This window comes from Chelativorans sp. Marseille-P2723 (assembly GCF_902809845.1).
GTDB lineage: Bacteria > Pseudomonadota > Alphaproteobacteria > Rhizobiales > Rhizobiaceae > Chelativorans.
On the sequence record NZ_CADDWI010000013.1, the window covers coordinates 565,028 to 589,684 of the forward strand.

The window sequence follows — 24,657 nt, forward strand, 5'->3', positions numbered from 1 at the left end:
AGGAATCGCGCTCGACACGCCAGCGCCAAGCCGCGCCGCCGTGTGCCGGGCCGAAGCTCCTTCGTTCGCAGTTATCAGGATGACCGAAGATCTGCGCCCAGTGTTTTTCCATCATTCGCCTCCACCAAGGTGAATCACACGCGAACGCAAACGTCACATCTACAAGTGCTGTAGATCAGAAGAGCCGCCGCCCGCCGGCTATTCCGTATAGACGCCGAAATTGTCGAGCTGCTCCTGGCTGCGGGCAATGGCCGCGATGGTTTCCTCACTACCTTCCGATACCAAAAGCGTCGCAAGGACCTGCGCCAAGGCGAAAGCGGGCAGGAGCGTTGGGAAGAGCGATCTGGAATTGTTGTTGACGATCAGGTTGAGGCTATCAGCATCGATGATGGGGGAGACCAGACTATCCGTGATGGCGATGATACGGGTCCCCCGCTGGCGTGCAAATTCCACGGCCTTTACCGCATCGCGCGCATAGGGATGATAGCTGAAGGCGATCAGGACATCGCCATCTCCCACATCGCGCAGTTCGTCGGCGAAGGTGCCGCCTAGTCCGGTAAGCAGGATCGTCTTCCTGTCGAACATCCGGCATACATAGTGAAAATAGTAGGCGACCGGAAAAAGGCTCCGAAGACCGAGCACATAGACCCGCCTCGCCCCTTCAATGAGGCTTACGGCCTGGTTCAGACTGTTGACCGCCATTTCACCGAAGGTCTCCTGAATGTTGGTGAGCTCCTGATAGACATATTCGCCGATCAAGCGCCCATGGGGTCCCTTGGGATAGTTGGCGCGAATCGCTTGAGCGCGATGGAGCCAGTCTGCCCGGCGACCGCTCATCACGATGTTGCGGAACAGATCACGGAACTCGTCATAGCTCTCATAGCCTATTTCCCGGGCAAGCCTGAGCATGACGTTGTGGTGCACGCCTGCCCGCCTGGCGACGGAGCGCATGGAATGAACGGCTATCTCCTCCGGATTGTCGATGGCATAGCGCGCTGCCTTGCGCAGGCGGGGACTCAGTTCGGGAAACCGCGCCTTGAGCACATTGACGATCGTACCCTGCACCGCACCAGAGGCATGCTCCGCCGTCTTCAACTGTTGTCGCTCCTGTCTGGCCACGGCTAGCCGGCTTGCCAGCATGCCGCGGATGCGTCAACCATCGTTCATCTCCTTACGCACCCGCACCCGCATCATGGCGAATTCGACCACCTGCGTTCCCACCAGCTCAAGCTGGCGCCGGGCCGTCTCGTCCACCAGGTCACCTTTGGCATCGAAAATCGGTAACGAAGTGTTTAAGGCAACACCCATCGGCGTCGGCCATCCCCGTAGCGAATGAACAATGGCTCTCAGCGTAGCCAGAGTCTGCCCTGCAGCTTGCCAGCCCCCTGCGCAGCAGATGCAACCGACTGCGCATCCGTCCCAATATATGCGCGGTTCGGACCGGAGGTCCTCCGCATAGTCGATAGCGTTCTTGAGCAGCCCCGAGATCGTTCCATGATAGGCTGGGGATGCAAGGATGATACCATCGGCCCGCCGAAAGAGGCCAATCAGCCTTTGGGCGGCCGGGCTGCGTTTGATCTCCGCGGGGCTGTACATGGGCAGAAGCATGTCCTCGCCCGAGAAAACAGCGGTCTCCGCACCCATTTCGGCAGCGCGAGCGAGGCTGACCCGCATTGCGCGTTCCGAACTGGACCCGCCCCGCGATGTTCCGCCCAATCCAAGTACGAAGGGACGCTGCCCACTGCGCGGCATAAGTATGTTACCTTCCTACAACGTCCTGCCTCGGCGCCGTTTCATTGCTTGCCATCGGGGTGCCAAGGCGGGAAAGATCGCCGTAACGACGCTCAAGCAGCGGAATCACTTCCGAGCCGAACCGCTCCATCGAGGCGAGTATGCCTTGCTGGGTAAGTCCGGGTATGGCCATGAAGCAGCTTATATGATGCGGGTTGAGTAACTCGATGTCGCGCGCCAGCCGTTCGGCGACGGTATTCGGGTCGCCTATAGGCAAGCGCTCGGCGATCTCCTCCAGCGAAGGCTCGTCCGCAGCGGGCACCTCCTTCAAATATGCACCTTCGAGTTCGCCATATTTGCCACGCATGGCCTGCGCGATTCGGCGTACATAGCGCGCCCCGTCAGCCGCCTTCAGGGCATCTTCGCGACTGTCGGTGACAAAGACGTAACGCTGGATGGCAAACGGCATTGCCGCTACCTCGCCACCGGCTTGAGCAAAAGTCCCGGAAAGTGTTTCCCTGATCTTGGCCACCGTCTCCGAGCTGTTCCAGCCCGTGGTGAAGAACGGAATGTAACCTCGCTCCGCTGCCCTACGCTGAGCCTCAATGTCCCCTGCCATACCGGCGACATAGATTTGCGGCCGCTTCTGCACCGGGCGGACGGAAAAGGCCGTTTCCGGAAGATTTACATGACGCCCGGAAAAGCGGAAGATTTCCTGATTGAAATAGCAGTCGGCAAGATCGAGCACGTCGAAAAGATCCTGGCGCGCCTGCTTGAGGTCCCGGCTGAACTTGTGAAACTCGTATTCCTGGTAGCCCGTTCCGAAGCCGAGCACGAGCCTGCCGCCACTGATCTGGTCCGCCATGCCGATATCCTCCATCAGGCGGATTGGCTCATATAGCGGGGCCACAATAACGGCCGGTCCCAATCTAATGGTGCTGGTCTGGCCGGCCATATAGGTGGTCATCGTCAAGGGCGACGGGCAAAGGCAATAGTTCGAGAAGTGGTGCTCCGCGAACCAGGCAATTTCCATTCCGATGCGCTCGGCCATTCGAACATGCTCGACTGTTTCCTTGTAAATTGTGCCCGGCGACTTGGCCTTGTCGCGCTGTGTCATGAGACAGAAGAGGCCGAAATGCATAGTTTTATCCTTTCTAGAAGCCGACAATCGTCTCGCCGCCATTGGGACTGATGGCCTGCCCAGTCACGAAATTGCCGGTTGGCGCGACGAAATACGCAACCGCGTACGATATCTCCTCGGGCGTGGCCCAGCGGCCGACCGGCACCAGCTTTTCCTTGGCGCGGATCTTTTCCATGCCTTGGACCCTGATCGGCATCTCCGTAAGCACGCCGCCCGGGCAAACAGCATTGACGAGGATGTTGAAGCCAGCCAGCTCCTTTGCCCATGCCTTCGTGAGGCCGAGCACTGCGGTTTTGGCGGCACAGTAATGGGAGGCAGTGTGATGGCCGTTCATACCCCAGATCGACGAGATGTTGACGATGCGGCCGAAGCGTCGCTCCTTCATCCGGCCCACAACCGCTTGCGTGCAGAAGAAGGTGCCGCGCACATGAATGTCGAACATGCGCTGGAACATTTGAGGCGTGATCTCCTCAATTTCCGCGTGCTCGCCGATACCGGCGTTGTTGACAAGGATGTCGATCGGGCCGAGCTGCGCCTCCACCCGGCTCACGAGCGCTCGCATCGCGCAAGCATCGGTTACGTCATCGTTGAAGACCATCGCGCGGCGCCCGGTGGCGCGTATGGCGGCAGCGGTCTCCTCCGCTTCCTCGCGCAGTACGTCATGGATGACGATGTCGGCTCCGCGGCTGGCCAGGAGTTCGGCATGGGCGCGGCCCATTCCCCGTCCCGAACCGGTGATCCAGGCGATCCTGCCTTCAAGGCTATTGGGGTCCTTTGTCATGGCGCAATCCTCCTCAATAGCCAACGATGGTTTCGCCGCCATTCGGGCTGATCACCTGGCCGGTCACGAAATCGGCCTCGGGCGAAGCGAGGTAGGCGACGGCGTAGGAGATCTCGACCGGCTCGCAATAGCGCTTGAGCGGCACTTTCTCCTCCTTTGCTTTCAGAACATCGGAATTATCGAGCTTGGTCGGCCCACCCGAGCGCACACCACCGGGGGCCACCGCATTGACATGGATGTTCCAGGGAGCCAGTTCCTTCGCCCATGCCTTGGTGAAGCCGAGGAGAGCGGCTTTCGCCCCGCAATAATGGGATGCCACCGGCGCTCCCGCCATTCCCCAGATGGAGGAGATGTTGATGATCTTGCCATAGCGAGCCTCCTTCATTGCGGGCACTACGGCCTGTGTGCAGAAGAACGACCCGCGCACATGCACGGCCATCATTCGGTCGAAATCCTCTTCGCGAATCTCCTCGATCAGTGCGCGTTGACCGAACCCGGCATTGTTGACGAGAATGTCGATGCGCCCCAGCATCCGTCCAGCCTCGCGCGCCATCTCTATGACGGCTTCCGTGTCGGCCATGTCCACCACGGCGTAATGCGCGCGCCTTCCCGTTGCGCGAACCATTTCGGCCGTTTCCCGGGCCATTTCTTCATTGATGTCGGCAATGGCGATATCGGCGCCGCGACGGGCCATGAGAACGGCATGTGCCCTACCCATTCCGTCCCCCGCTCCGGTGATCAACGCGATCTTGTTGTCAAGCGTCCCCATCTCATTCCTCCGGGATCAGCAAGGTTGCATTGGCCGGCCAGGCAAGCGTGACAGGTTCGCCGGCAGCCAGCATTTCCGACTGTCGCACCGAGGGCAGCCATACGGAGACGGGAGAGCCCGTTCCGGCATCGACCTGGTAGCGGAGAGTTCCCGCGGTGTAGACGGCATCGATGACGGTGCCACGCAGGACATTGGTCCCGTTCCCATCGCCTTTGAAATCAGGCGATTCGAGCCTGATAGCCTCTGGCCGCACACAGATCACCGCCTCACGCTCTGTAAACGCGCCGGTCCTGGCGCTCACGGCGTTCAGAATGACATCGTCCTTGACGCTCAGCCGATAGCCGCCGGCAGTGCTCTCTACCCCATCGATGGGGCGAAACAGGTTGGCCCTGCCCAAGAAGCAGGCAACGAAAGCGTTGCGCGGATGCTCGTACAGTTCGCGAGGTGTACCATGCTGGACGATCCGACCATTGTTCATGATCGCCAGCCGGTCCGACATGGTGGCCGCCTCGTCCTGATCATGCGTGACGTAAAGTACGGTAGCGTCCACTTGGCCGTGAAATGCCTTTATCTCCAATTGCATTTCCTCGCGCAGATTCTTGTCGAGTGCGCCGAGAGGCTCATCCATGAGCAGCATGCGCGGGCCGTAAACAGCCGCACGGGCGAGAGCAATCCGCTGCTGCTGGCCCCCCGAAAGCTGACTTGGCATCCGGTTGCCTACGTGGGGCAGCCGTACCGATTGCAGCATCGATTCCACCCGCTCGCGCACGACATCGGCCGGGAGCTTGCGCAGCCGCAGCGGAAAGGCGACATTTTCGAAAACGTTCATGTGCGGGAACAGCGCATAGTTCTGGAAGACCATTCCTATGTTGCGCTTGTAAGGGGGCACCGCGACCACATCCGTTCCATCGACGCTGATCCTTCCACGAGTCGGCGGTGTGAAACCGGCAACTGTGCCGAGCAGCGTGGTCTTGCCCGATCCGCTCGGGCCGATGAGCGAGAAGAATTCACCCGGCTCGATTTCGAGGTCGGTCGGGTGCAATGCAACGACCTTCCCGTATTGCTTCTCGACACCCGATAGCGTCAGCCTTGCGCCCCGCTCAGCCATGGGATTCAACCCTCCCGCTCCGGGCTTGCAGGATGGAAACGATGATGAGCAGAAGGAGCGTGAAAGCGAAGATCAGTGTCGCGGCGGCGGCAATCGTCGGCGTTAGATAATCGTTCATCTGTTCCCATATCAGTCTGGGCAAAGTGCGGGTGCCGGCGCCGGTGAGGAACAGTGCCAGCATCAGTTCATCGAAGGAGGTTGCGAAGGCAAGGATCCCGCCGATGACCACCCCTGTGCGGATCATCGGGAAGGTCACTTTCCAGAAAGTCTGCCATGGATTTGCACCCAGCGTCATGGCAGCAAGTTCAAGGGCCAGGTTATAACGCGAAAGTGCGGCATTGACCGTGATGAAGACCAGCGGAATGCCGATTACGGTATGACCGACGATCGCTGCGGCGTGGGAATTGAGCAGTCCCAGCCACAGCATCATCGGATAGAGGCCGATCGCCAGAATCACATGCGGCAACATCATCGGTGCGACGATGAAAGCCGCAGTAAGACCTGCCCTTCCCAGTCCGCCGCGCGCAACTGCAAGCGCTGCCAATGTGCCGAACACCATCGACAGGAATGCCGTCGGGATGCCGATAGCGAGGGAGTTCCACGCCGCCTGGCTCCATGCCGGGTTCTCAGCGATGCGGACGTACCATTCGGTGGACCAGCCGGAGGGCGGGAAAGAAAGATAGCTTTGATTTGAGAAGGACAGAGGCAAGATGATGAATTGCGGCAGGACGAGGTAGACCAGGATGGCCCACGCCACTCCCAGAAGCAGCATGTTGAATATACGGTAGCGGAGCGGCATCGTGATCTCAGCGGGCATGGGCGAACCCTCCTTCCGCATGGCGCACGACGCGCAGGTACAAGAGATAAATCGAAACGGTAAGCAGCAACAGAACGCTAGAGAGTGCGGCGGCCAGACCCCAGTCGAGCAACCTGTTGGCCTGCTGTTCGATCATGACGGCAGCCATCATGTGGCGCGGTCCGCCAAGCAGCGAAGGCGTGATGAAGAAGCCAAGCGACATCATGAAGACAAGCGCCGAGCCTGCGCTGATACCCGGGATCGACAGCGGCAGGAATACCCTGCGGAATGCCGCCCAGGGACTCGCTCCCATCACACCGGCCGCTAGAACCAGCGAACGGTCGATGCTGCGCATGTTCGCAAGCAGCGGCAGGATCATGAAGGGAAGCATGATGTGTACCATGCCTACATTGACGGCCAGGGTACCGGGGAGGAAATTGACAGGATGTTCCGTGATGCCGGTCGCCACGAGTGCCTGATTGAGAACGCCCCGACGCTGAAACACGACCATCCACGCATAGGAACGGATGACCACGCTGGTCCACAACGAGGTGACGACCATCGCCGTCATTAATGCGAACAGGTTCCCGCGGGCGCGCGCCATGACATAGGCGACTGGGTAGGCGATGACGAGACATAGCACCGTTACGATGGCTGCCGTCTGAAGGGTGATCCATAGGCTCTTGAGGTAAGGTCCCGCAAATAGCACCCGCTCGTAATTGCCGAGGCCGGGGACGGGATCGACAAAGCTGCGGTGAATCACTGACATTATCGGCCACAAAAAGAAGAGACCGATGAAAGCGATGGGTGCCACAAGAAGCCAACGATAGAGCCGCGATGCGTTCCACGCCCGGATCTCTTCCCCCGCCGGCGTGATTTCCTGAGGGGACCGCGTCACTGTCGCACCATGTGATTGCATGAGCGTAGCGCCCTGTTACGCATTATGACGGGTCGAGGCGGTCGAACTCGCCGAGGATCTGGCGGGCGAGCCCGCCAGTTACCCCTAGCCCAGCAGCCAATTGTTGAAACGCTCGGTCGCCTCGGCGGAGTGATCGGCCCAGTAATCGACGTCGAGCATGACGGAGCTTCCGTCGAGCTTGGGCAGGTCGGCTTTCACCTCTTCATCGAGCAGGGCCTCCGCATCCGTATTGACGGGCCCATAGGGGATAGCCTTGGCGAAGGCAGCCTGAGCTTCCGCCGAAAGGGCGTAGGCAAGCAGCTCCAGCGCTTTCTCCTTGTTCGGAGCTCCTGCGGGAACTGCCCAAGCATCGGAGACAAGGACGGCCTGATTGAAGTGAAAATCGACGGGAGCGCCAGCCTTGCGAGGCTCATGGACACGGCCGTTCCAGGTGGAGCCGGCATCGACTTCGCCATCGATCAGCATCTGCGCGCCCTGAGCGCCAGTATCCCACCACAGTACCTTGTCGCTGACGTTATCGAGGCTCGCCAAGGCGCGATCTATGTCGAGCGGATAAAGCTCGGCAGGACTGACGCCATCGGCCAGAAGCGCAACTTCAAGCGTCTGGAAGGGCTTCTTCCAGAGACTGATGCGTCCGTCCAGATTGAACAGCGCGGACCAGTCGCCGGGGCCTTCACCGGAAATATTATCGGTGTTCCAGGCTATGTGATGAGCTGCCAGATCCGTCAGCACAAAGTGCTCGTGCATCGATCCCTCGATCATCTTGTCGCGATCGATCCCGGAAAAATCGATGGGCTCCAGCAAACCTTCGCGGGCATAGACAACCAGTTCCTCCGCCGGCCCCTGAATGAGGTCCCATTCGACGTTGTTCTGTTCCACCATGGCTTTTAGGCGAGCGCCCTCGTTGCTGGTGGTGATGACATCGATGCCGCCGTAGCCCTCCTTCCACGGATTGAAGATCGTTGTGCGATATGCGTCATCGAGCTTTCCTCCACCCGTTGCCATGACGAGCTGGCTCGACTGGGCGCGCAGAATGCCGGGCATCGCCAGCGCCATTCCCGTGGCGCCCAGACCGGCGAGCGCGGTGCGGCGTGTTACCTTGCACTGCCTTGAACTTGCCATTGTTGATCCTCCTATCATTATGTGACCGGTTAGCGGTCTTGTTTCCCCTCGCGCTGCGGCTGTCGACAGCCGAAGTCAGTTGGCATCATTCACGCCATCAACATTCCTCCGTTCACCATCAGTGTCTGGCCAACGACGAACCTGTTCCTGCGGGAGCCGAGAAACAGAATCACCTCCGCTATGTCCTCCGGCTCGGCGGCCCTGCCCAGCGGGATCGACTTGATGCGCTCTGCAAACCATTGCTGTTGTCGGGCCGCTTCCGTCGCGATCGCACCAGGGCTGACCGCGTTCACCAGCACCTGGTGCGGCGCTAGTTCTTCGGCAAGCGATTTGGTGAGCGAGACGAGCGCCGCCTTCGCGGCGGCGTAATGCGGCAATGTTGGCTTGGCACGGTGCGCATCGGTCGATGCGACATTGACTATCCGGCCGTCCCCCCGCGCTATCATCAGGTCCATCAGCGCGCGGGTCGTCAAAAAGGCGGCCGTCACATTGATGCGGAAGGTCCACTCCCAATCGGACATGCTGATCTCAGCCGCACGCCCGTGACGCCAGCCTCCTGCGTTGTTGACGAGGAGGTCTAGACGGTCATTGCACACCTCTTTCAGATGGCCGCGAAGGACTGCAAGCTCCTCCTCCTGCGCAAGATCGGCCGCGACGGCATGAGCGGCAAGGCCCCGCCCGCGCAATTCAGCTGCAGCACTCTCCACACCCTCACGGTCGATATCCACCATTACGGCCACACCGCCGCCCTCGGCAAACATCCGGGCAACGGTGCGGCCGAGCCCGCGCGCGGCACCGGTGATGACCCCGTTCTGGCCCTGGAATTCGGCGTTCATGGCGAGCCTCCCACTCTCTCCAGACAGGCAACATTGAACCATATGGTACAATATGTCAATAATATTGCATATGTTGCATAACAATGGGGCTCGGTGCTATTGCTAAGCAGCTCTTCAAAGAGGATAAAACGCATGGGCGAGCGAGCAGCCAGGCCAGAACAGTCCGCGATCAGAACAAGTGTTTTCCATCGCTATCCGGCCGTGACGATGCCTTCGGCCGCGCGCGGCGAGGGCCCATATATTCTGGATACAAACGGAAAGCGTTACATAGATGGATCGAGCGGTGCGGCGGTCTCGTCGCTCGGGCACGGCCATCCCCGTCTTACCGCCGCCATCAAGGCCCAGCTCGACGAGCTTGCCTTCGCTCATACCGGCTTCTTCACGAGCCAGGTCGCTGAAGAGCTTGCGGATCTGCTGACGGAAGCTGCTCCGGGGATGGACAAGGTCTACTTCGTCTCCGGCGGTTCTGAGGCGGTGGAAACCGCCATCAAGGTGGCAAGGCAATATTTTGTCGATAAGGGCGAACCCTCGCGACGGCGTATAATCTCGCGACGGCAGAGCTATCACGGCAATACGCTGGGGGCGCTCGCGGCAGGCGGTAACATCTGGCGCCGCGAAAAATTCGGCCCCTTACTGGCGGAGGTGAGGCATATCAGCCCATGCTACCCCTATCGTGAGCAGCGCTATGATGAGACGGAGGCGGCCTATGGGCGCCGCATCGCTGACGAGCTTGAGGCGGCGATTCTCTCTCTCGGTCCTCAAACAGTGATGTGCTTCATCGCCGAAACGGTTGGAGGCGCGACCCTTGGCGCAGTTCCTCCAGTGGAAGGATATTTCACCCGTATCCGCGAAATCTGCGACCGGTATGGCGTGCTGCTTATCCTCGACGAGGTGATGTGCGGGATGGGTCGCACCGGTACCTTATTCGCTTACGAACAGGAAGGAATTGTTCCGGACATCGTCACGCTGGCCAAGGGGCTCGGCTCGGGATATCAGCCTCTCGGCGCGATGATGACCACGCGCGCCGTTTTCGAAACGATTGTCGAAGGATCGGGCTTTTTCCAGCACGGCCACACTTATACCGGTCACATCACGGCCTGTGCTGCTGGCCTGGAGGTACAGCGGATCATTCGTAACGAGGATCTTTTGTCCAACGTGCGGCTGCGCGGCGCTCAGCTTGCAGACGCTCTGCAGGAACTCTTCGGCAATCATCCGCATATCGGCGATATCCGCGGGCGCGGATTGATGCTGGCGATGGAGTTCGTCGCCGATCGGTCGAACAAGACTCCCTTCGATCCCAACCGCAAACTGGCAACTCGGCTTAAGGCAGCAGCGCTGGAGCGCGGTTTGATCTGCTATCCCATGAGCGGTCTTGTCGACGGTGTTTCGGGAGACCACGTGATGCTCGCGCCCCCATTCATCATCGACGAAAGCCATGTTGCCGAAATTGTCGATAAGCTCGACGCAGCGATAACGGCGGTGCTCGCCGGGAATTGACCTCCTCTTGGAAGGGCAGCTTGGCTTGATGAAGGCCAGGAAAAGCGAGCGGCTCCGCTCGCTATCCACGTGTCAGCCGAAGCTTTCAAGCGCGCGCGCAAGGGCGGGATGTGTTCTTGCGTGTTCGGCCGCGGGGATGCCCGCCTTGGCAGCCTCGAAGGCCTCATGAATGGATCGCACGCCTGCCTCCATCCCGTCGGGATGCGCAACGATGCCGCCGCCGGCGCAGAAGATGAGGTCGTCGCTGCCGAGCCGGCGATAGGTATCGCCAGCCTGGACGGCGGACTGTCCCGACGAGAACACGGGCATCACGATATCAGGACGGTCCGTCCGGGTGAACATCGGTGTAAGGCATGCCCGCGCCGAGGCGATCACACTGTCGTCAGGTTCACAAAATTTGTTGGCAAGGCCGTTTACATGGAGATGATCGACACCAGCCAGGCGCCAGAATTTCTGGTAGGCAATATAGCTTATGCCAAGATGCGGAGAGCGGTCATACATGCCCCAGCCGGCACGATGGCCGTGCAACACCACGGAGGAGTGACGACGAACCTCCACCACACCCGCCAGTCCGACAGAATTCAGCACCAGCATGGCGCAGGTCCCGCCGCGCTTTTCTATAATATCGAGCTGGCGGCGCATGGCATCGAGATCGCCGGAAATATTTACAGCGTACATTGCCTTGCGGCCTGTACGGTCGGCATGACGATCCACCACCTTCATGACCGCTTCGAAACGTTCGGCAAAGGGTGAGTGGGGTGGGTCCCCCATCAGTTCATCGTCCTTGAGGAAGTCCAGCCCGGCAGCGATCATCCGGTCCGCCATCTCCGCCGTCGCTTCTGGCGCAAGGCCCACGCTCGGCTTGATGATCGTACCCACAATCGGCCTTCCATAAACGCCCGTGACGCGCCGGGTGCCCTCCACCGCGAACGCTGGGCCGGGATAAGCATCGGCAAAAGCATCGGGGAGCTGAAGGTCAATGAGCTTAAGCGCAGAAAAGTGCCGCAACTCGAACAGATTTCCCAGCACGGTCGACCATACGGTCGGAAGAATGGCGCCGGTGTTTTCAAGATTCCAGGAAATGCAAACGCGCGCCCTGCGGCTGCGGGGATTGGGGCCGGCCGAGGCCGGCGGTCGGGAATGAGGAAGCGACGGCCCACCGGCAACCTCGCCGAGGTCCTCGATTGCTTCTACGCGAGCGCCATAACGGGCAAGCAGCTCCGGCGTCTCGCCAGGCACCGGACGAAAGGTTCCGCTCGATTGCTCACCGGCCATGGCCGCGGCGGCTTCCTCAAGCGGATAGGCGGTCTCTATGTTATATGTTGCGATAATACGTTCCTGCATGGCAGTGGCCTCCGCTCCGGCACTTTTTTTGGTGGTAGTCGTCATATCAGTCGGCTCCGTTCGCGCTGGATGCCGCAGCAAGCGACGCGCCCGGATTCCCCAGGGCCGGGTCGGCCAATTGCCGGTAAAGTTGATTCCCCCTTGTAATGTGCTCGCTCATTAGTGCGCTAGCCTGCTCCCCGTCGCCGTTAACGATTGCCTTGTAGATCTTCTCATGTTCCAGGATCGTCACCCGCTCGGCACCGCGTACCGAGACGAGTTCCCGCTTGAAGCGGGAAAGCCAGTGCAGCATCCCCTTCGTCACCGCAGCGACCAGCGAATTGCCGCTCATCTCGGCAATGATGCCGTGAAAGGCCATGTCGGCGCCTACGAAGGCAGCGTGATCGCCGCGCGCTTCCTGCAGTTCCCGTACCGATTCTCCCAGCCTTTCAAGATCCCGGGCGGTGGCGTTCCGCGTGGCCATACGCACCATCGCCGTCTCCAGCCAGAGCCGAGCTTCCTTCAGTTCATCGAGCCCGCGCGGGCTGACAGCCAGAAGCATGATCATGGCCGCTGAAATCTGATCGATAATGATTTCCGGCGCCGGATTGATGACACGCGCGCGCTCCCCGTGCGAGATCCGGATCAAGCCCATCTGCTGCAGGGTAAGCATAGCCTCGCGAATAGAAGGACGGCCGACAGCGAACATGTTCATCAACTCGCGCTCGGACGGAAGCTGCGAGCCGGGCGGGAATTCCGCCGTGGAGATTGCCGTAATCAGCCGGTCCAACACTTCTTCATAGAGCTTACGCTTCTGCACGGGCTCCATTCTCGTCTCCTTCTGTTCAGACCGGTCCTTCCACATCTTCCTCAGCATCCTAGCACCGCGCTGTTCTGATTGACACCACTTGTATGATGACCTAACCTCTTCGATGAAATTTAATAGGTTTCCGGCAAGCGATATGGACGCGGGCCATGGATGCAGACTGGAATGCCGTCGGCGCCGTAATTGTTCAAGGTCTGGCGGAGGACCTAGCGCAACCTGGTAGTGAAAGAGATTAAAACATGACCACAATCGCGCTCATCGGTGCAGGTGGCAAGATGGGTTACCGCCTGGCCGGGAAGCTCAAGGAGTCCCGTTTCAAACTCAAATGCGTGGAGGTGAGCGAGGCTGGTAAGGAACTGCTTCAAACGAGGCTTGGCCTTACCTCCGTTTCGGCGAAGGAAGCCGTGCCGGGAGCAGACATCGTGGTGCTCGCCGTCCCCGACACGGCCATTGGCAAGGTCGCCCACTCCATCCTCGACGATCTGAAGAGGGGAGCGATGGTCATCGTCCTGGACGCGGCGGCACCCTTTGCCGGCCATTTGCCCAAGCGCGACGATCTGGTTTACTTCATAACGCATCCCTGCCACCCTCCAATCTTCAACGATGAGACCGATCCAGATGCCAAGCGTGACTTCTTCGGCGGCGTAGCAGCCAAGCAGCACATTGTCTGTGCGCTGATGCAGGGGCCGGAAGAGGCCTATGCCATAGGCGAGGAGGTCGCGAAGATCATCTGGGCGCCGGTGATGCGGTCGCACCGGATCACGGTAGAACAGCTCGCCCTGCTCGAGCCCGGCCTTGCGGAGACCTTATGCGCCAGTCTGCTGGACGTGATGCGCGAGGCTCTGGACGAGGTGGTCAAACGGGGCGTGCCGCGCGAGGCGGCGCGCGACTTCCTGCTTGGCCACATGAACGTCCTGGGGGCGGTAATCTTCGAAGAAACACCCGGCGTCTTCTCAGATGCGTGTAACAAGGCGATCGAGTTCGGCAAGCCGATGCTCATGCGCGAGGATTGGAAACGCATCTTCGAACCGCAGGAACTGCTGGAAAGCATCAGACGGATTACGTGAGGGGCGCCGTGGGTAGTACAGCGCGATTCCGGGGAAATTGAAGAATGACTGACCAGCGATCCCTGGCCCTATGGGGCACGAGCGAGCCGGTCAGTGAATCCCGTGTCCTGCGCGCCGGTCCACTGGCGGTGGAACTGGATGGAGGCAACCTTAGGGCAGTGCGCTGGCATGGGCTCGAAGCGATCCGGGCTATCCAGTTTTTGGTGCGCGACGAGAATTGGGGCACGCTCGCACTGGAGACGGAACGCCTCGACATCGAGGAAGGTGACGGCCAGTTCAGCGTCACCACCGAAGCCCGGTGCCGCAATGGCGACGCCACTCTCCTGGTCAGAACCTCGATAACGGGCTCGGCGGAGGGCAAGCTTGTCTTCGATGCGGAAGCCATTCCAGACCATACCTTCATCACCAATCGCTGCGGCTTCTGCATCCTCCATCCCATCGTGGGCGTATCGGGCGCGCCGGCCCGAGTAGAGCATGTGGATGGCAGCGTGCGCGAGGCGCGCTTTCCTGCGATCATCGAACCCGCCCAGCCATTCATGGATCTGCGTGCGATCACGCATTGGCCGGCGCCAGGTATCGAGGTGCGCTGCCTGATGGAGGGTGACACCTTTGAAATGGAAGACCAGCGCAACTGGTCGGACGCATCATACAAGACCTATGTCCGCCCGCTCGCCCTGCCTTGGCCCTATCTGCTTGAGGCGAACGTTCCAGTGCGCCAGCGCGTGACACTCGCCATTTCCGGCGCGCCGGCCTCCCAATCAACGGGCCCCCGCAGCGAGGGGGAGGCGATCGATGTCGAGATTGGCGAACCGATCGCGCCTATGCCGGAAATGGCGGTTGCGGTAATCCCAGACGAGTGCGCCGCAACGCTCGCCGAACTTGATCTTCTCGCGGCGAGCCGGGCTTCGCGCCTGATATTGCATTTCAACCCGCTCGAAGGTCACGGCACCGCTGAATTGGCTGCCTATGCCGAACTTCAGCAAAAGGCGGATCTTCCGGCGACGCTTGAGTTCGTCCTGCCTTGCCGCCAAAGCGCTGAACGAGAGTGTAGTGAACTCGCCGCGTTGCTCGACAAGGCCGGATTGAGCCTTGCCGAACTCGCCATCAGTCCCGCTCCGGACCTGAAATCGACGCCGCCCGGCAGCATATGGCCCGATTGCCCGTCGTTTGAAGAGATTTATGGCGCCGCCCGCAAAGCGCTGCCCGAACTGCGGCTTGGCGGAGGCATGTTCAGTTATTTCACCGAGCTCAACCGGAAGCGTCCACCGGCGGAGTTCATCGACTTCATTACCCACACCACGGCACCCATCGTGCACGCAGCAGACGACCGTAGTGTCATGGAGACGTTGGAAGCGTTACCCTTCATTATCGCGTCGGTGCGGGCAATCTATGGCGACAAGCCCTACCGCATCGGGCCATCCACAATCGGCATGCGACACAACCCCTACGGCGCCCGGCTGAACGAAAACCCCGGCCGCCGCCGCATCACCATGAGCTCGGACGATCCGCGCCAGCAGGGCCTGTTCGCCGCTGCGTGGATGGTGGGTTACGCTGCCAGCATCGCTAGCGGGGGACTGGAAGTGCTCTGTCTTGGCGCTTTGACCGGCCGTTTCGGTGTGCTGGCGGACAACACATTGCTGCCAGCCTTTCACGCACTGCGCACACTCGGAAGCATATCCGGCGAGCCGCTGAGGAAGGTGCGCACGAGCAATCCTTCCGTCGCACTGGCGCTCGGCAATGATCGGCATCTGCTTGTCGCAAACATTACCGATCGGCCAATATCGCTCCGGACCGGCGCTTTTGCCGATGCAGCCGTTCTGGACGAGAGCAATCTTGCATCCATCGACGATGCCGCACTGCTGGATAAGGAACGCCCGGCCGGCTCCGAATTACGGCTTGGCGCCTATGGCATCGCCGTGCTGAAGTCTGCGAAGCTCGCATGAGCGCGCCGCTGCTTGCCTATTATGGCGATGACCTGACGGGCTCCACCGATGTGATGGAAGCGCTGGAGCTTCGCGGTATCCGGACCGTGCTGTTCACGGCCATACCTGACAAGACCCTGCTTGAGCGTTTCAGCGGCCACCAAGCCTTTGGAATTGCCGGAACAAGCCGAAGCGAAACGCCGCAATGGATGGACGCTCACCTGCCGCCGATCTTCCGCTGGCTCGACGCTACAGGGGCTGCGATCTGCCACTACAAGGTTTGCTCCACCTTTGATTCCAGCCCCGAAATCGGCAGCATTGGCCGAGCCCTCGACCTGGGTGCGGAAGTGTTCAAACAGTCCAGCGTCCCTATCGTCGTAGGGGCACCGCAGCTCAGGCGATGGACCGCATTCGGTAATCTGTTTGCCGATTTCCGCGGCAAACGCTTCCGCATAGACCGTCATCCAGTCATGAGCCGGCATCCTGTAACCCCCATGGATGAAGCCGATCTGCGCCGGCATCTTGCGCGCCAGACGGATCGCACGATTGCGCTTGTCGATTGCGCGACACTCATCTCCCCGGAAGCTGATCGGGCGATGGACGCAGCGCTTGCCGAAGGCGCGGCGGTTCTGCTTGACGTGATCGACGCCTTTACGCAGGCAGAGGTCGGACGGCAGCTCTGGCGCAAACGGGGCGAGGCACGTTTCGTGGTGGGCTCCTCCGGAGTCCAGTATGCGCTGTCGTCAGATGCAGCCGGCACGCCTTTTTCCGGCTCGCCCCGGAATTTTGCGGCACCCGGCGGCGCCGGTCCGATCGCTGTTGTCTCGGGAAGCTGTTCGCCAACAACGAGCAGGCAGATTCGCTACGCCTTGCAAAATGGCTTCGCCGGCGTCGCGGTTGATGCAGCGGCACTGTCGCAACCGGGAGCGGCGCGGGATGCGGAAATTGCGCGCACGGTGGAGGGGGGGCTTGCCGCTTTGGAGGATGGCCGTAGCGTGGTGCTCTACAGTGCACTCGAAGGCGAGATACCGGTCGACAAGGGGGGCGGCAGTGGAGGCCACTTGCTGGGATTGGCGCTAGGCACGATCCTGTCGGCCCTGATCGGCAAGGCACGCCTGAAGCGGGTTCTCGTCGCGGGTGGGGATACGTCCAGCCATGCCATGGCGGCAATGGGAATTGCGGCGCTGGAGTGCCGCACGCCAATCCCCGGAGCGCCCGGTTCTCCCTTATGCATTGCACATTCCGCAACCGAAGAATCTTCCTTCGAGGTGACCTTCAAAGGCGGCCAGGTGGGGGGAGATGATTATTTTGCCCTGCTACGCGATCTCTGATTCTTGTAGGGATAAGCAGATTGGTATAATGAGTATGCCAGACCGTTTGAACGGTTGAAGCAGCAAGCGGTTTATCGGCGCTTCTAAAGGGAGGATAAGAATGATCAGGAAATTGCTATTTGCGGGTCTCGCTGCCTCAACCGGGCTGGCTGGCATGCCCGCCATCGCCACTGCGCAGGAGGGTGACCGTCCGGTCATCGCCCTGTCCAACTCGTTCTACGGCAATACCTGGCGCCGCCAGATGGTGGACGCCTTCACCGCCGAGGCGGAGAAAGCCAAGGCCGAAGGCAAGATCGCCGACTACGTTGTCCTCAATGGCGATGGCAGCGTGGCCCAGCAAAACAGCCAGATGGCCGAGCTTATCCTGCGCGGTGTTGACGCGATTGCCATTAATGCCGCATCGGAGACCGCCCTCAATGGCTTGGCTGAGCAAGCCTGCGCAGCCGGAATCACCGTTGTCGCCTTCGACTCTCTTTTGACCGCAGACTGTGCGTATAAGCTCTCGTTCGACTTTACCGGCTACAAGACCGCCCAGGCCGAGGCGACTCTCGAATTGATCGGCAACAAGGGTAATGTCATCGTCGTGCGAGGCGTCCGCGGGTCCGGCCCCGACAATCTGATGTATTCGGCGCAGAAGGCGGTCCTGGACGACAATCCTGATGTCACCGTCGTGGCAGAAGTCTATGGGCAGGCGACTGCTTCGACTGCACAACAGGCCATCTCCAACGTGTTGCCGAGCCTTCCGCAGGTCGACGCGGTTCTGGCGCAGGGCGGGAGCGACGATTACGGCATTGCGCAAGCATTTGAGCAGGCGGGCGGACCTTACGCCGAAAAGCTTCCCGTGATCGAAGGCGGCGGCAGCACCGACTTTGTCATATGGTGGAGCAAGAAGGCTGCTGAAGGATATCGTACCACTTCGATGAACACTACGCCCGGCATCGGCGGCGCGGCCTTCTGGCTTGCCTATGAGATCACCCAGGGAGCAGAGCCGGCGAAGGAGATGACCATGCCTGTCGCTGTTGTCGATGAGGAGAATCTGGAGGAGATGGCAAAGGACCTGCAACCCGGGATGATCATCAGTCCGAGCTATGATCAGGAATGGGTTCGCGCCAATCTTATTGAAGGTGGCGGGGACGAGTAACCTCCGCGGCGGCTGCCACTGGCAGCCGCCAGCATATATCGCCTGAAAGGGAAACCACGATCTGATGGCGACCAGTCCGGCGCTGAAACAGCGTCCCCAGGATCATGCAAGCCTGCCGCCACTGGCGGCACTGACGCGCATCGCCAAGACCTATGGCGACACTCATGCCAACAGCGATGTCAACTTTGACATCGCCGCCGGGGAGGTCGTCGGCCTCGTAGGCGCGAATGGCGCCGGCAAGAGCACGCTGATGCGGATTCTGTGCGGCGTCACCGAACCCAACAGCGGCGCGATGCGCTTCGATGGGCAGGAGATCGACCTTGCTGTCTATTCGCCTCAGCAGGCGAGGGAGCGAGGGATCCGCATCGTATGGCAGGAGCTTTCGCTTTCGCCAAATCTCAGCGTCGCTGAAAATTTCTACGTCGAGCAGCCACAATTTGTGCGCCGTTCGGCATTCTGGCTGCGCGACTATCACCGCCTGGCGAACGAAGCGATAGAGCGCATATTTCCAGGTGCTGCCATCTCCACGCGAAGGCTCGTCTCAGACATGACGATTGCCGAGCGGCAGATGGTGGAGATTTCGCGCGCCGCCTGCGATCCCCGCCTCAAGCTTCTGATCCTTGACGAGCCGACTTCATCGTTGGGTGCCGAGCGCAGCCGCCAATTGAGAGACTTTGTGCGAGCACTGGCCGGGGAGGGAAAGGCTGTCATCTTCATCAGCCACAAGCTCTCCGAGGTGCTTTCCCTTTGTGACCGCGTAGTGGCCATGCGAAACGGCCGCATCGCCTGGGAGAAGCCGGCAAACGAGGCCAATATTGATGATCTCGTCAATGCGATGGGCGGAGCCGGTGTAGGTCAACGGGCAGCACGCCGGGACAGCCGCCTGGAAGCGGCTGGTGCGGTGCAGGTGCGTATCGATGGCCCCTGGCTGGCAGGAGATCAGCGGCCGGTTGAACTGCGGGCGGGCGAGGTCATCGGTCTGGCTGGGCTGGAGGGAAGCGGCCAGAAGAGGCTCCTTCAGGCTCTCTTCGCCAAGAAGCACGGAGATGGCCTGGAGCGTCACGGCCCAGTCCGCTACGTCTCGGGTGACCGGCAGCTCGAAGGGGTGTTCCCGCTGTGGACGGTACTTGACAACGTGCTGATTGGCCGCGTCGCCCAATGGGCAGGTTGGCGGCCCGTGAATGTGCAAAAAAATCGTCCTGCAGTCGAAAAAGCAGCACAGCGCCTGTCGCTCGACCCCGGACGCCTTGATTCGAACATTCTCGAACTTTCCGGCGGTAACCAGCAGAAGGCGCTGGTGGCGCGCGCCCTTATCGACGAAGCCGGCATCATCCTGCTCGACGACCCGACACGAGGGGTCGACATTGCCGCCAAGCGGGACTTTTACCGAGTGGTGCGGGAGATTGCCGCCGCTGGCAGACTCGTCATCTGGCTTTCCACCGAGGATCTGGAGTTCCTTGAATGCGACCGGGTGCTGGTTTTTTCCGGAGGCAAGATCGTCACCGAACTGAGGGGCGAGGCAATATCCGAGGAGGCGATCGTCGCCTCCTCGTTTGCCAAACCGGAGAAATCTGCACAATCTGCGCCTGCTCGTGAGGACCGTTCGCTCCTGACGATGTTGCTGAAATCCATTCCCTTTGTCAGCCTGGTGCTCGTCTTTGCGGCCATGACCTACCAGAACCCGCTCGTGGCTTCGGGTTTCGGACTGCAATTGCTGCTGACGCCGGCAGTTACGCTTGTGCTCATTGCAGTGGCCCAGATGTTCATCGTCGGTGGAAGCGAGATCGATCTCGGCGTGGGCAACTTTTGCGGCCTGGTCAATGTTGTGAGCGCTACCATCCTTTTTACCGCGCCCTTCACCGGCGGAGCGATATTGATCGGCCTGATCGCCGCCTATGCCCTGATGGGGCTGCTGATCCAGGCTCGCGCCATTCCCGCCATCGTTGTCACGCTCGGCGCCTCCTTCGTTTGGGCCGGACTCGGACAGACGATCCAGCCCTCCCCCGGCGGCGCAAGCCCTGAATGGCTGCGGGCTATGTTCAGCTTCAAGGTGCCAGGCATACCGACCCCCCTGCTGCTGATATTTCTGGTGGGTCTTGCCGCCTATTCGATCGACCGATCGCCGGCCGGGACCATCCTTCGCGCATTCGGCTCCAATGTGTTGGCTCTGCGGCGGGCTGGCTGGTCGCACAACCGCTATTCAGTGCTGCGTTACGGCATCGCCTCCATCTTCGTTATGATCGCCGGGCTATACGTAACCGCTACGAACGGAGCGAGCGACATAAATGCAGGCACCTCCTACACGTTGCTTGGCATCGCCGCGGTCGTAATTGGCGGCTGTCAGCTTCTGGGCGGGGTGATCGCCCCTCTGGGTGTGGTGGCGGGTGCGGTAACACTTGCCTTGATCGGCGCACTGCTCGCGTCGCTCGGCGTCAGCACCGACTACAATGCCGCTGTCCAAGGTACCCTGCTCATCCTGATCCTGGCCCTGCAGGCACTGGCCGGATGGAGACGCAGCCGTGGCTGACGCATTGCTGAACGCAGCGCAACGCCATCGCTGGATCTGGCCGGCACTGGGGGTCCTGTTGCTGTGGGCGGCGCTGACAGTGCTGACTGCCCGCTTCAGCCTGCACAGTCTCAGCGGCGTCGCCATGTCCGCGTCGTTTCTGCTCATGCCCGCGCTCGGCCAGATGCTGGTGATAACCACAGGTCGGGGCAATATCGACCTGTCGATTCCGAGCGTCATCACCGTCAGCGCCTATGTCACGGTCGTGACGGCAAGCAGCGGCATGAACGGCTTCTGGCTGCCGCTGTTCCTGGTCATTGTCATTGCCGTCGGCGTTGGGTTGTTCAATGCCATGCTGCTGCTCGTCCTGCGCATTCCGGCGATGATCGCCACACTGGCGACGGGTTACATCCTTGCAACGGCAACCTTGCTCGTGAATGCGCGGGTCAGCATTTTTCCTCGACCTCCGGTTCTCATCTGGCTGGCCACAGGCCGTATCGGCGGTTTGCCAGTAATCTGCCTGATCGCTCTTACCGTGGCCGCAGTGGTCGGGATCGTGTTGGCGCGTACGGCCTTTGGAAAACAGCTTTCCGCCGTGGGGCAGAACATTGTGGCTGCGCGCTATGCTGGTGTGCAGACCGCCCGGCTGATCGCCAGCGCCTTCGTCGCAAGCTCTCTGCTTGCAAGTCTGACAGGCATGCTCCTGGCTGCCTATGCTGGCGGTGCGTTCCTGGAAATGGGTGCGCCATACCTTCTCCAGTCGGTAGGCGCCGTGGTGCTTGGCGGCACGCTCATCGCAGGCGGCAGCGCCAGCGTGCTTGGGACCTTCTTCGGGTCTTTTCTGCTCATCCTCATCGTCACCACCATGCAAATCGCCGGCCTTCCCGCCGGTGCTCAGGACATCCTGCAGGGGCTCGTCATCATCGGCGTGCTTTCGATAGCAGGGGGCAAGCTCCGAAGCCGCAGGGACTGATTAGCGAAATCTCGGGAGAAGGCGCGGATAACAGCTTCCGTCTGCAAAAAAAGCGACAGCTAGAATCATCTGCGTTTTTCATGAATAATTGAATTATCCGGTTAAGCTTCGATGAAGAGGCATCCCGTTAGCTGCCTATTTTTAGCCGCCCCATAAAGGACAAACTCCCTTTCATAATTGCCCTGCAACACGCCGCTTCCGCCCGTCAGGGCAGTCAAGCTGAGGGTACATCGTAATGAGTTTTCTTCCCCGGGGCGTCTCGACGCTCGCCGCTGCCGCATTCCTTGCATCCATTCCTACGCTTTCCCACGCACAATGTGGCGCCGCTTCCTGGTATGCTCTCACCTCCAAAACCGCATCCGGCGAGCGCATGAATCCTTCGGCCATGACGGCGGCGCATCGCAACCTGCCATTTGGAACCAAGGTGAAGGTCACCAACAGGACCAACGGCAAAGCTGTGATCGTACGCATCAATGACCGCGGGCCGTTCGTACGCGGCCGTATTATCGATCTGTCGAAAGCAGCCGCCGAAAAGCTCGGCTTTATCCGCGCGGGCCACACCCATATCTGCATCGAGAAGACAGAATAATAAGGCACTTCCTTCACGAAGTGTGTAGCGTTCTCGCCCTGGGTGTCATTCCGGCATTCAGGGAAAAGCGGAACGACCTGCGTGCTCGTTTTTCAGAACTTCAGGAAAACGGGATCCACTTTTCGTGAATTCCACTAAGCGCCCACGGAGGCGCCGTTGGACGGATCGGCACAGGCTGCGCAGAGGCCGCTCATCTCTATGGTGGTCTTCTCAGGCTCGAATTTATGCGCCTCTATCCATCTGCCTAGCCGCTCTTCTATGCCCGCGTCGGAAAATTCGTTCACCCGTCCGCAGGTACGGCAGATGGCGAAGGCAATGATCTCGTGCGCATGACAATGGGGATGTGCACAGGCAACGAAGGCACTGATGCTCTCAAGCCGGTGGACAAGCCCGAGTTCCTGAAGCTTGTCGAGCGCCCTGTAAACCTGAAGCGGCGCCCGGAAACCGTCATCACGCAGCAGGTCCAGAATGGTGTAGGCGCTCAGCGGGATCTCCGCTTGTCCTAGTGCCTTGAGCACCAATGCCTGGTTCCTTGTCAGTTCGGGATGCGCAGTCATGTCGATCCCCCGGCCTGGGAGGAAGCAGGGCTGGCGCGCCACGGCGCCCGTAGCAAGCTTAGAAGAAAGAGAACGAGCGCGGCGACCACGATTGATGGGCCCGATGGGGTGTCAAAGTGAAGCGACGAGAAAAGACCGCCCAGAACCGCCGCCGCCCCTGCCAGCGCTGCAAAAAGCGCCATCGCTTCCGGCGTGTCGGCGAAGCGCCGTGCGGTCGCTGCCGGTATGATGAGAAGAGAGGTTATCAGCAATATCCCAACGATCTTGATGGCAATGGCGATGATCGCCGCCATCAGCAGCATGAAAGCAAGCCGGGCCCGCTCCGGCTGTAGACCCTCCGCCTCGGCGATCTCCGTATTCACCGTTGCAGCCAGCAGGGGCCTCCAAAGCCAGGCGAGCACGAGAAGGACGAGCGCGCCGCCAGCATAGATCACCGCGATATCGAGGCGCGATACCGAGAGAACGTCACCGAAGAGGAACCCCATGAGGTCAATGCGTATCCAACTCATGAACGCCACCAGGACCAATCCGAGCGCCAGGGTAGAATGGGATAAAATGCCCAGCAACGCGTCCGTCGACAACGCGCCCTGCCGCTGAAGGATGAGGAGGGCCAGCGAAGCAAGCGCAGCAACGATGAAGACGCTCGCCGTCAGATTGATTTCCAGCATGAAGGCCAGCGCTACGCCAAGAAGCGCGGAATGAGCCATCGTGTCGCCGAAATAGGCCATTCGACGCCACACCACGAAGCAGCCGAGCGGGCCCGCCACAAGCGCAAGCCCTATCCCGGCAATGACGGCGCGCGTGAAGAAATCGTCAAGCATGGGGTTTCCCCTGCGCCTCGTGGATATCGTGGTCCAGATGGCTGCTTATCGTGCCGTCCGCCAATCGTACACGGCCGTCGGCCAGATGAGTATGGTCGTGATGATGACGATAGATCGCCAGTATCTCGCCTGCACGCGCACCGAACAGCCGGACATATTCCGGGCTTTTCAGAACATTTTCCGGCGTGCCGCGGCAGCATACATGTCCGTTGAGGCATATCACCGTGTCCGTCTCGGCCATCACGACGTGCAAGTCGTGCGAAATCAGAAGAATACCGCAGCCTGTTTTGTCGCGAATCTCCCGGATAAGCTGATAAAGCGCAATCTCGCCGGAAAAGTCGACGCCCTGGACGGGCTCGTCCAGCACCAGCAGATCGGGCTGGCGTGCAAGCGCACGCGCAAGCAATACACGCTGGAACTCGCCGCCCGAAAGCGTCTGCACCTGAGCGCGCACCAGATGAGGGATGCCAACGGCTTCAAGCGCCTTGGCGATCTCGCCAGGCTTTAGCCGCCCGGTAAGCTGCATAAGCCGCCCGACATTGAGGGGCATAGTCCAGTCGACGGTGACCTTTTGCGGCACATAGCCCACCTTAAGAGGCCGCCTGCGCTCCACCGTGCCCTCATCAGGCTTCTGCACGCCTATGGCGATCTTGGCCGTGGTGCTCTTGCCCGAACCGTTCGGTCCGATCAGTGTCACGATCTCGCCGCGGCGAACCAGGAGGTCGACGCCGCGCACGAGCCATTGGCCGCCACGCCATACGCCGGCTCCTTTCATTTCCACCAGCACTCCGGCATCCTTGCCTGTCGTCTGTAACATGGGTCTGGGCATCCTTATTGCCACCAGATATGGCATACGTTATAGCATTACGCAATCGACACGTTATGTCATAACATTAAGCGC

General features: G+C 60.5%; 22 protein-coding genes and 1 pseudogene. 8 read left to right on the forward strand and 15 right to left on the reverse strand.

Translation table 11 applies throughout. The features are described 5' to 3' along the window. Positions 1–198: 198 nt before the first annotated feature. From HUS57_RS14110 to HUS57_RS14155, 10 genes are all read right to left on the reverse strand, one after another. The gene (locus HUS57_RS14110; RefSeq protein WP_173934538.1) at positions 199–1,095 is read right to left on the reverse strand and encodes a MurR/RpiR family transcriptional regulator; all 897 of its coding nucleotides are present in this window, start codon (positions 1,093–1,095) and stop codon (positions 199–201) included. A gap of 57 nt (positions 1,096–1,152) precedes the next feature. After that, positions 1,153–1,752 (reverse strand): NAD(P)H-dependent oxidoreductase, encoded by a 600-nt coding sequence (locus tag HUS57_RS14115; RefSeq protein WP_173934539.1) that lies wholly within the window; start codon positions 1,750–1,752, stop codon positions 1,153–1,155. Positions 1,753–1,759: 7 nt separating this feature from the next. Beyond that, on the reverse strand, positions 1,760–2,872 hold the full coding sequence (locus tag HUS57_RS14120) for an LLM class flavin-dependent oxidoreductase (RefSeq protein WP_173934540.1): 1,113 nt from the start codon (positions 2,870–2,872) through the stop codon (positions 1,760–1,762). Positions 2,873–2,885: 13 nt separating this feature from the next. Next, complete coding sequence (locus HUS57_RS14125; RefSeq protein WP_173934541.1) at positions 2,886–3,653, reverse strand: SDR family NAD(P)-dependent oxidoreductase; 768 nt, start codon at positions 3,651–3,653, stop codon at positions 2,886–2,888. Between the two features lie 13 nt (positions 3,654–3,666). After that, positions 3,667–4,422: an SDR family NAD(P)-dependent oxidoreductase gene (locus HUS57_RS14130; protein ID WP_173934542.1), complete on the reverse strand. Its 756-nt coding sequence runs from the start codon at positions 4,420–4,422 to the stop codon at positions 3,667–3,669. A 1-nt stretch (position 4,423) separates the two neighbouring features. Continuing rightward, positions 4,424–5,530, reverse strand: a complete 1,107-nt coding sequence (locus HUS57_RS14135; RefSeq protein ID WP_173934543.1) for an ABC transporter ATP-binding protein — start codon at positions 5,528–5,530, stop codon at positions 4,424–4,426. Further along, the gene (locus HUS57_RS14140) at positions 5,523–6,347 is read right to left on the reverse strand and encodes an ABC transporter permease (protein WP_173934544.1); all 825 of its coding nucleotides are present in this window, start codon (positions 6,345–6,347) and stop codon (positions 5,523–5,525) included. Before HUS57_RS14140 ends, HUS57_RS14135 begins: the two co-directional genes overlap by 8 nt. After that, positions 6,337–7,224, reverse strand: a complete 888-nt coding sequence (locus tag HUS57_RS14145; RefSeq protein ID WP_173934545.1) for an ABC transporter permease — start codon at positions 7,222–7,224, stop codon at positions 6,337–6,339. The genes HUS57_RS14140 and HUS57_RS14145 overlap by 11 nt, the downstream gene beginning before the upstream one ends. 105 nt (positions 7,225–7,329) lie before the next feature. Then, complete coding sequence (locus HUS57_RS14150; protein WP_173934546.1) at positions 7,330–8,367, reverse strand: extracellular solute-binding protein; 1,038 nt, start codon at positions 8,365–8,367, stop codon at positions 7,330–7,332. Between the two features lie 89 nt (positions 8,368–8,456). Continuing rightward, entirely contained in the window at positions 8,457–9,203 is a 747-nt protein-coding gene (locus HUS57_RS14155; RefSeq protein ID WP_173934547.1) for an SDR family NAD(P)-dependent oxidoreductase, read from the reverse strand. A 132-nt stretch (positions 9,204–9,335) separates the two neighbouring features. On the opposite strand from HUS57_RS14155, the gene HUS57_RS14160 reads away from it, so the two are divergent. Beyond that, a complete protein-coding gene (locus HUS57_RS14160; protein WP_173934548.1) occupies positions 9,336–10,700 on the forward strand; it encodes an aspartate aminotransferase family protein in 1,365 nt (454 codons plus the stop codon). Between the two features lie 72 nt (positions 10,701–10,772). Here the strand turns inward: HUS57_RS14160 and HUS57_RS14165 are convergent, their stop codons facing one another. Next, positions 10,773–12,089 carry a ribulose-bisphosphate carboxylase large subunit family protein gene (locus HUS57_RS14165; RefSeq protein ID WP_246727881.1) on the reverse strand — a complete coding sequence of 439 codons (1,317 nt, stop codon included), beginning with the start codon at positions 12,087–12,089 and terminating at the stop codon, positions 10,773–10,775. 1 nt (position 12,090) lies between these two features. Next, positions 12,091–12,852 (reverse strand): transcriptional regulator NanR, encoded by a 762-nt coding sequence (nanR, locus tag HUS57_RS14170; RefSeq protein ID WP_173934549.1) that lies wholly within the window; start codon positions 12,850–12,852, stop codon positions 12,091–12,093. A gap of 236 nt (positions 12,853–13,088) precedes the next feature. Here nanR and HUS57_RS14175 point away from each other — a divergent pair, with 236 nt between their 5' ends. The 7 genes from HUS57_RS14175 to HUS57_RS14205 all read left to right on the forward strand — a co-directional run bounded on the left by HUS57_RS14175 (position 13,089) and on the right by HUS57_RS14205 (position 22,378). Continuing rightward, positions 13,089–13,916 carry a phosphogluconate dehydrogenase C-terminal domain-containing protein gene (locus HUS57_RS14175; RefSeq protein ID WP_173934550.1) on the forward strand — a complete coding sequence of 276 codons (828 nt, stop codon included), beginning with the start codon at positions 13,089–13,091 and terminating at the stop codon, positions 13,914–13,916. Between the two features lie 44 nt (positions 13,917–13,960). After that, on the forward strand, positions 13,961–15,859 hold the full coding sequence (locus tag HUS57_RS14180) for a hypothetical protein (protein WP_173934551.1): 1,899 nt from the start codon (positions 13,961–13,963) through the stop codon (positions 15,857–15,859). After that, on the forward strand, positions 15,856–17,169 hold the full coding sequence (locus HUS57_RS14185) for a four-carbon acid sugar kinase family protein (protein WP_173934552.1): 1,314 nt from the start codon (positions 15,856–15,858) through the stop codon (positions 17,167–17,169). Before HUS57_RS14180 ends, HUS57_RS14185 begins: the two co-directional genes overlap by 4 nt. Positions 17,170–17,269: 100 nt before the next feature. After that, a complete protein-coding gene (locus HUS57_RS14190) occupies positions 17,270–18,310 on the forward strand; it encodes an ABC transporter substrate-binding protein (protein ID WP_173934553.1) in 1,041 nt (346 codons plus the stop codon). 64 nt (positions 18,311–18,374) lie between these two features. Continuing rightward, positions 18,375–20,837, forward strand: coding sequence for an ATP-binding cassette domain-containing protein (locus tag HUS57_RS14195; protein WP_173934554.1), 2,463 nt, complete (start codon positions 18,375–18,377; stop codon positions 20,835–20,837). Further along, positions 20,830–21,789 (forward strand): ABC transporter permease, encoded by a 960-nt coding sequence (locus tag HUS57_RS14200; RefSeq protein WP_173934555.1) that lies wholly within the window; start codon positions 20,830–20,832, stop codon positions 21,787–21,789. Before HUS57_RS14195 ends, HUS57_RS14200 begins: the two co-directional genes overlap by 8 nt. Positions 21,790–22,024: 235 nt before the next feature. After that, on the forward strand, positions 22,025–22,378 hold the full coding sequence (locus HUS57_RS14205) for a septal ring lytic transglycosylase RlpA family protein (protein WP_173934556.1): 354 nt from the start codon (positions 22,025–22,027) through the stop codon (positions 22,376–22,378). 134 nt (positions 22,379–22,512) lie between these two features. Here HUS57_RS14205 and HUS57_RS14210 read toward each other — a convergent pair whose 3' ends face one another. The 3 genes and pseudogenes from HUS57_RS14210 to HUS57_RS14220 form a co-directional block, all read right to left on the reverse strand. After that, complete coding sequence (locus tag HUS57_RS14210; RefSeq protein WP_173934557.1) at positions 22,513–22,935, reverse strand: Fur family transcriptional regulator; 423 nt, start codon at positions 22,933–22,935, stop codon at positions 22,513–22,515. Continuing rightward, positions 22,932–23,756, reverse strand: a complete 825-nt coding sequence (locus HUS57_RS14215) for a metal ABC transporter permease (RefSeq protein WP_173934558.1) — start codon at positions 23,754–23,756, stop codon at positions 22,932–22,934. The genes HUS57_RS14210 and HUS57_RS14215 overlap by 4 nt, the downstream gene beginning before the upstream one ends. A gap of 37 nt (positions 23,757–23,793) precedes the next feature. Then, positions 23,794–24,573, reverse strand: a pseudogene (locus tag HUS57_RS14220) (metal ABC transporter ATP-binding protein); the annotation flags it as partial. Between the last annotated feature and the right edge of the window lie 84 nt (positions 24,574–24,657).

Bases quoted from the DNA above. Each gene is read 5' to 3' on its own strand.
- HUS57_RS14115 (WP_173934539.1), bottom strand. From the start codon at position 1,752: ATGCCGCGCAGTGGGCAGCGTCCCTTCGTACTTGGATTGGGCGGAACA.
- HUS57_RS14120 (WP_173934540.1), bottom strand. From the start codon at position 2,872: ATGCATTTCGGCCTCTTCTGTCTCATGACACAGCGCGACAAGGCCAAG.
- HUS57_RS14125 (WP_173934541.1), bottom strand. From the start codon at position 3,653: ATGACAAAGGACCCCAATAGCCTTGAAGGCAGGATCGCCTGGATCACC.
- HUS57_RS14130 (WP_173934542.1), bottom strand. From the start codon at position 4,422: ATGGGGACGCTTGACAACAAGATCGCGTTGATCACCGGAGCGGGGGAC.
- HUS57_RS14135 (WP_173934543.1), bottom strand. From the start codon at position 5,530: ATGGCTGAGCGGGGCGCAAGGCTGACGCTATCGGGTGTCGAGAAGCAA.
- HUS57_RS14140 (WP_173934544.1), bottom strand. From the start codon at position 6,347: ATGCCCGCTGAGATCACGATGCCGCTCCGCTACCGTATATTCAACATG.
- HUS57_RS14150 (WP_173934546.1), bottom strand. From the start codon at position 8,367: ATGGCAAGTTCAAGGCAGTGCAAGGTAACACGCCGCACCGCGCTCGCC.
- HUS57_RS14155 (WP_173934547.1), bottom strand. From the start codon at position 9,203: ATGAACGCCGAATTCCAGGGCCAGAACGGGGTCATCACCGGTGCCGCG.
- HUS57_RS14160 (WP_173934548.1), top strand. From the start codon at position 9,336: ATGGGCGAGCGAGCAGCCAGGCCAGAACAGTCCGCGATCAGAACAAGT.
- HUS57_RS14165 (WP_246727881.1), bottom strand. From the start codon at position 12,089: ATGACGACTACCACCAAAAAAAGTGCCGGAGCGGAGGCCACTGCCATG.
- nanR (WP_173934549.1), bottom strand. From the start codon at position 12,852: ATGGAGCCCGTGCAGAAGCGTAAGCTCTATGAAGAAGTGTTGGACCGG.
- HUS57_RS14175 (WP_173934550.1), top strand. From the start codon at position 13,089: ATGACCACAATCGCGCTCATCGGTGCAGGTGGCAAGATGGGTTACCGC.
- HUS57_RS14180 (WP_173934551.1), top strand. From the start codon at position 13,961: ATGACTGACCAGCGATCCCTGGCCCTATGGGGCACGAGCGAGCCGGTC.
- HUS57_RS14185 (WP_173934552.1), top strand. From the start codon at position 15,856: ATGAGCGCGCCGCTGCTTGCCTATTATGGCGATGACCTGACGGGCTCC.
- HUS57_RS14190 (WP_173934553.1), top strand. From the start codon at position 17,270: ATGATCAGGAAATTGCTATTTGCGGGTCTCGCTGCCTCAACCGGGCTG.
- HUS57_RS14195 (WP_173934554.1), top strand. From the start codon at position 18,375: ATGGCGACCAGTCCGGCGCTGAAACAGCGTCCCCAGGATCATGCAAGC.
- HUS57_RS14205 (WP_173934556.1), top strand. From the start codon at position 22,025: ATGAGTTTTCTTCCCCGGGGCGTCTCGACGCTCGCCGCTGCCGCATTC.
- HUS57_RS14210 (WP_173934557.1), bottom strand. From the start codon at position 22,935: ATGACTGCGCATCCCGAACTGACAAGGAACCAGGCATTGGTGCTCAAG.
- HUS57_RS14215 (WP_173934558.1), bottom strand. From the start codon at position 23,756: ATGCTTGACGATTTCTTCACGCGCGCCGTCATTGCCGGGATAGGGCTT.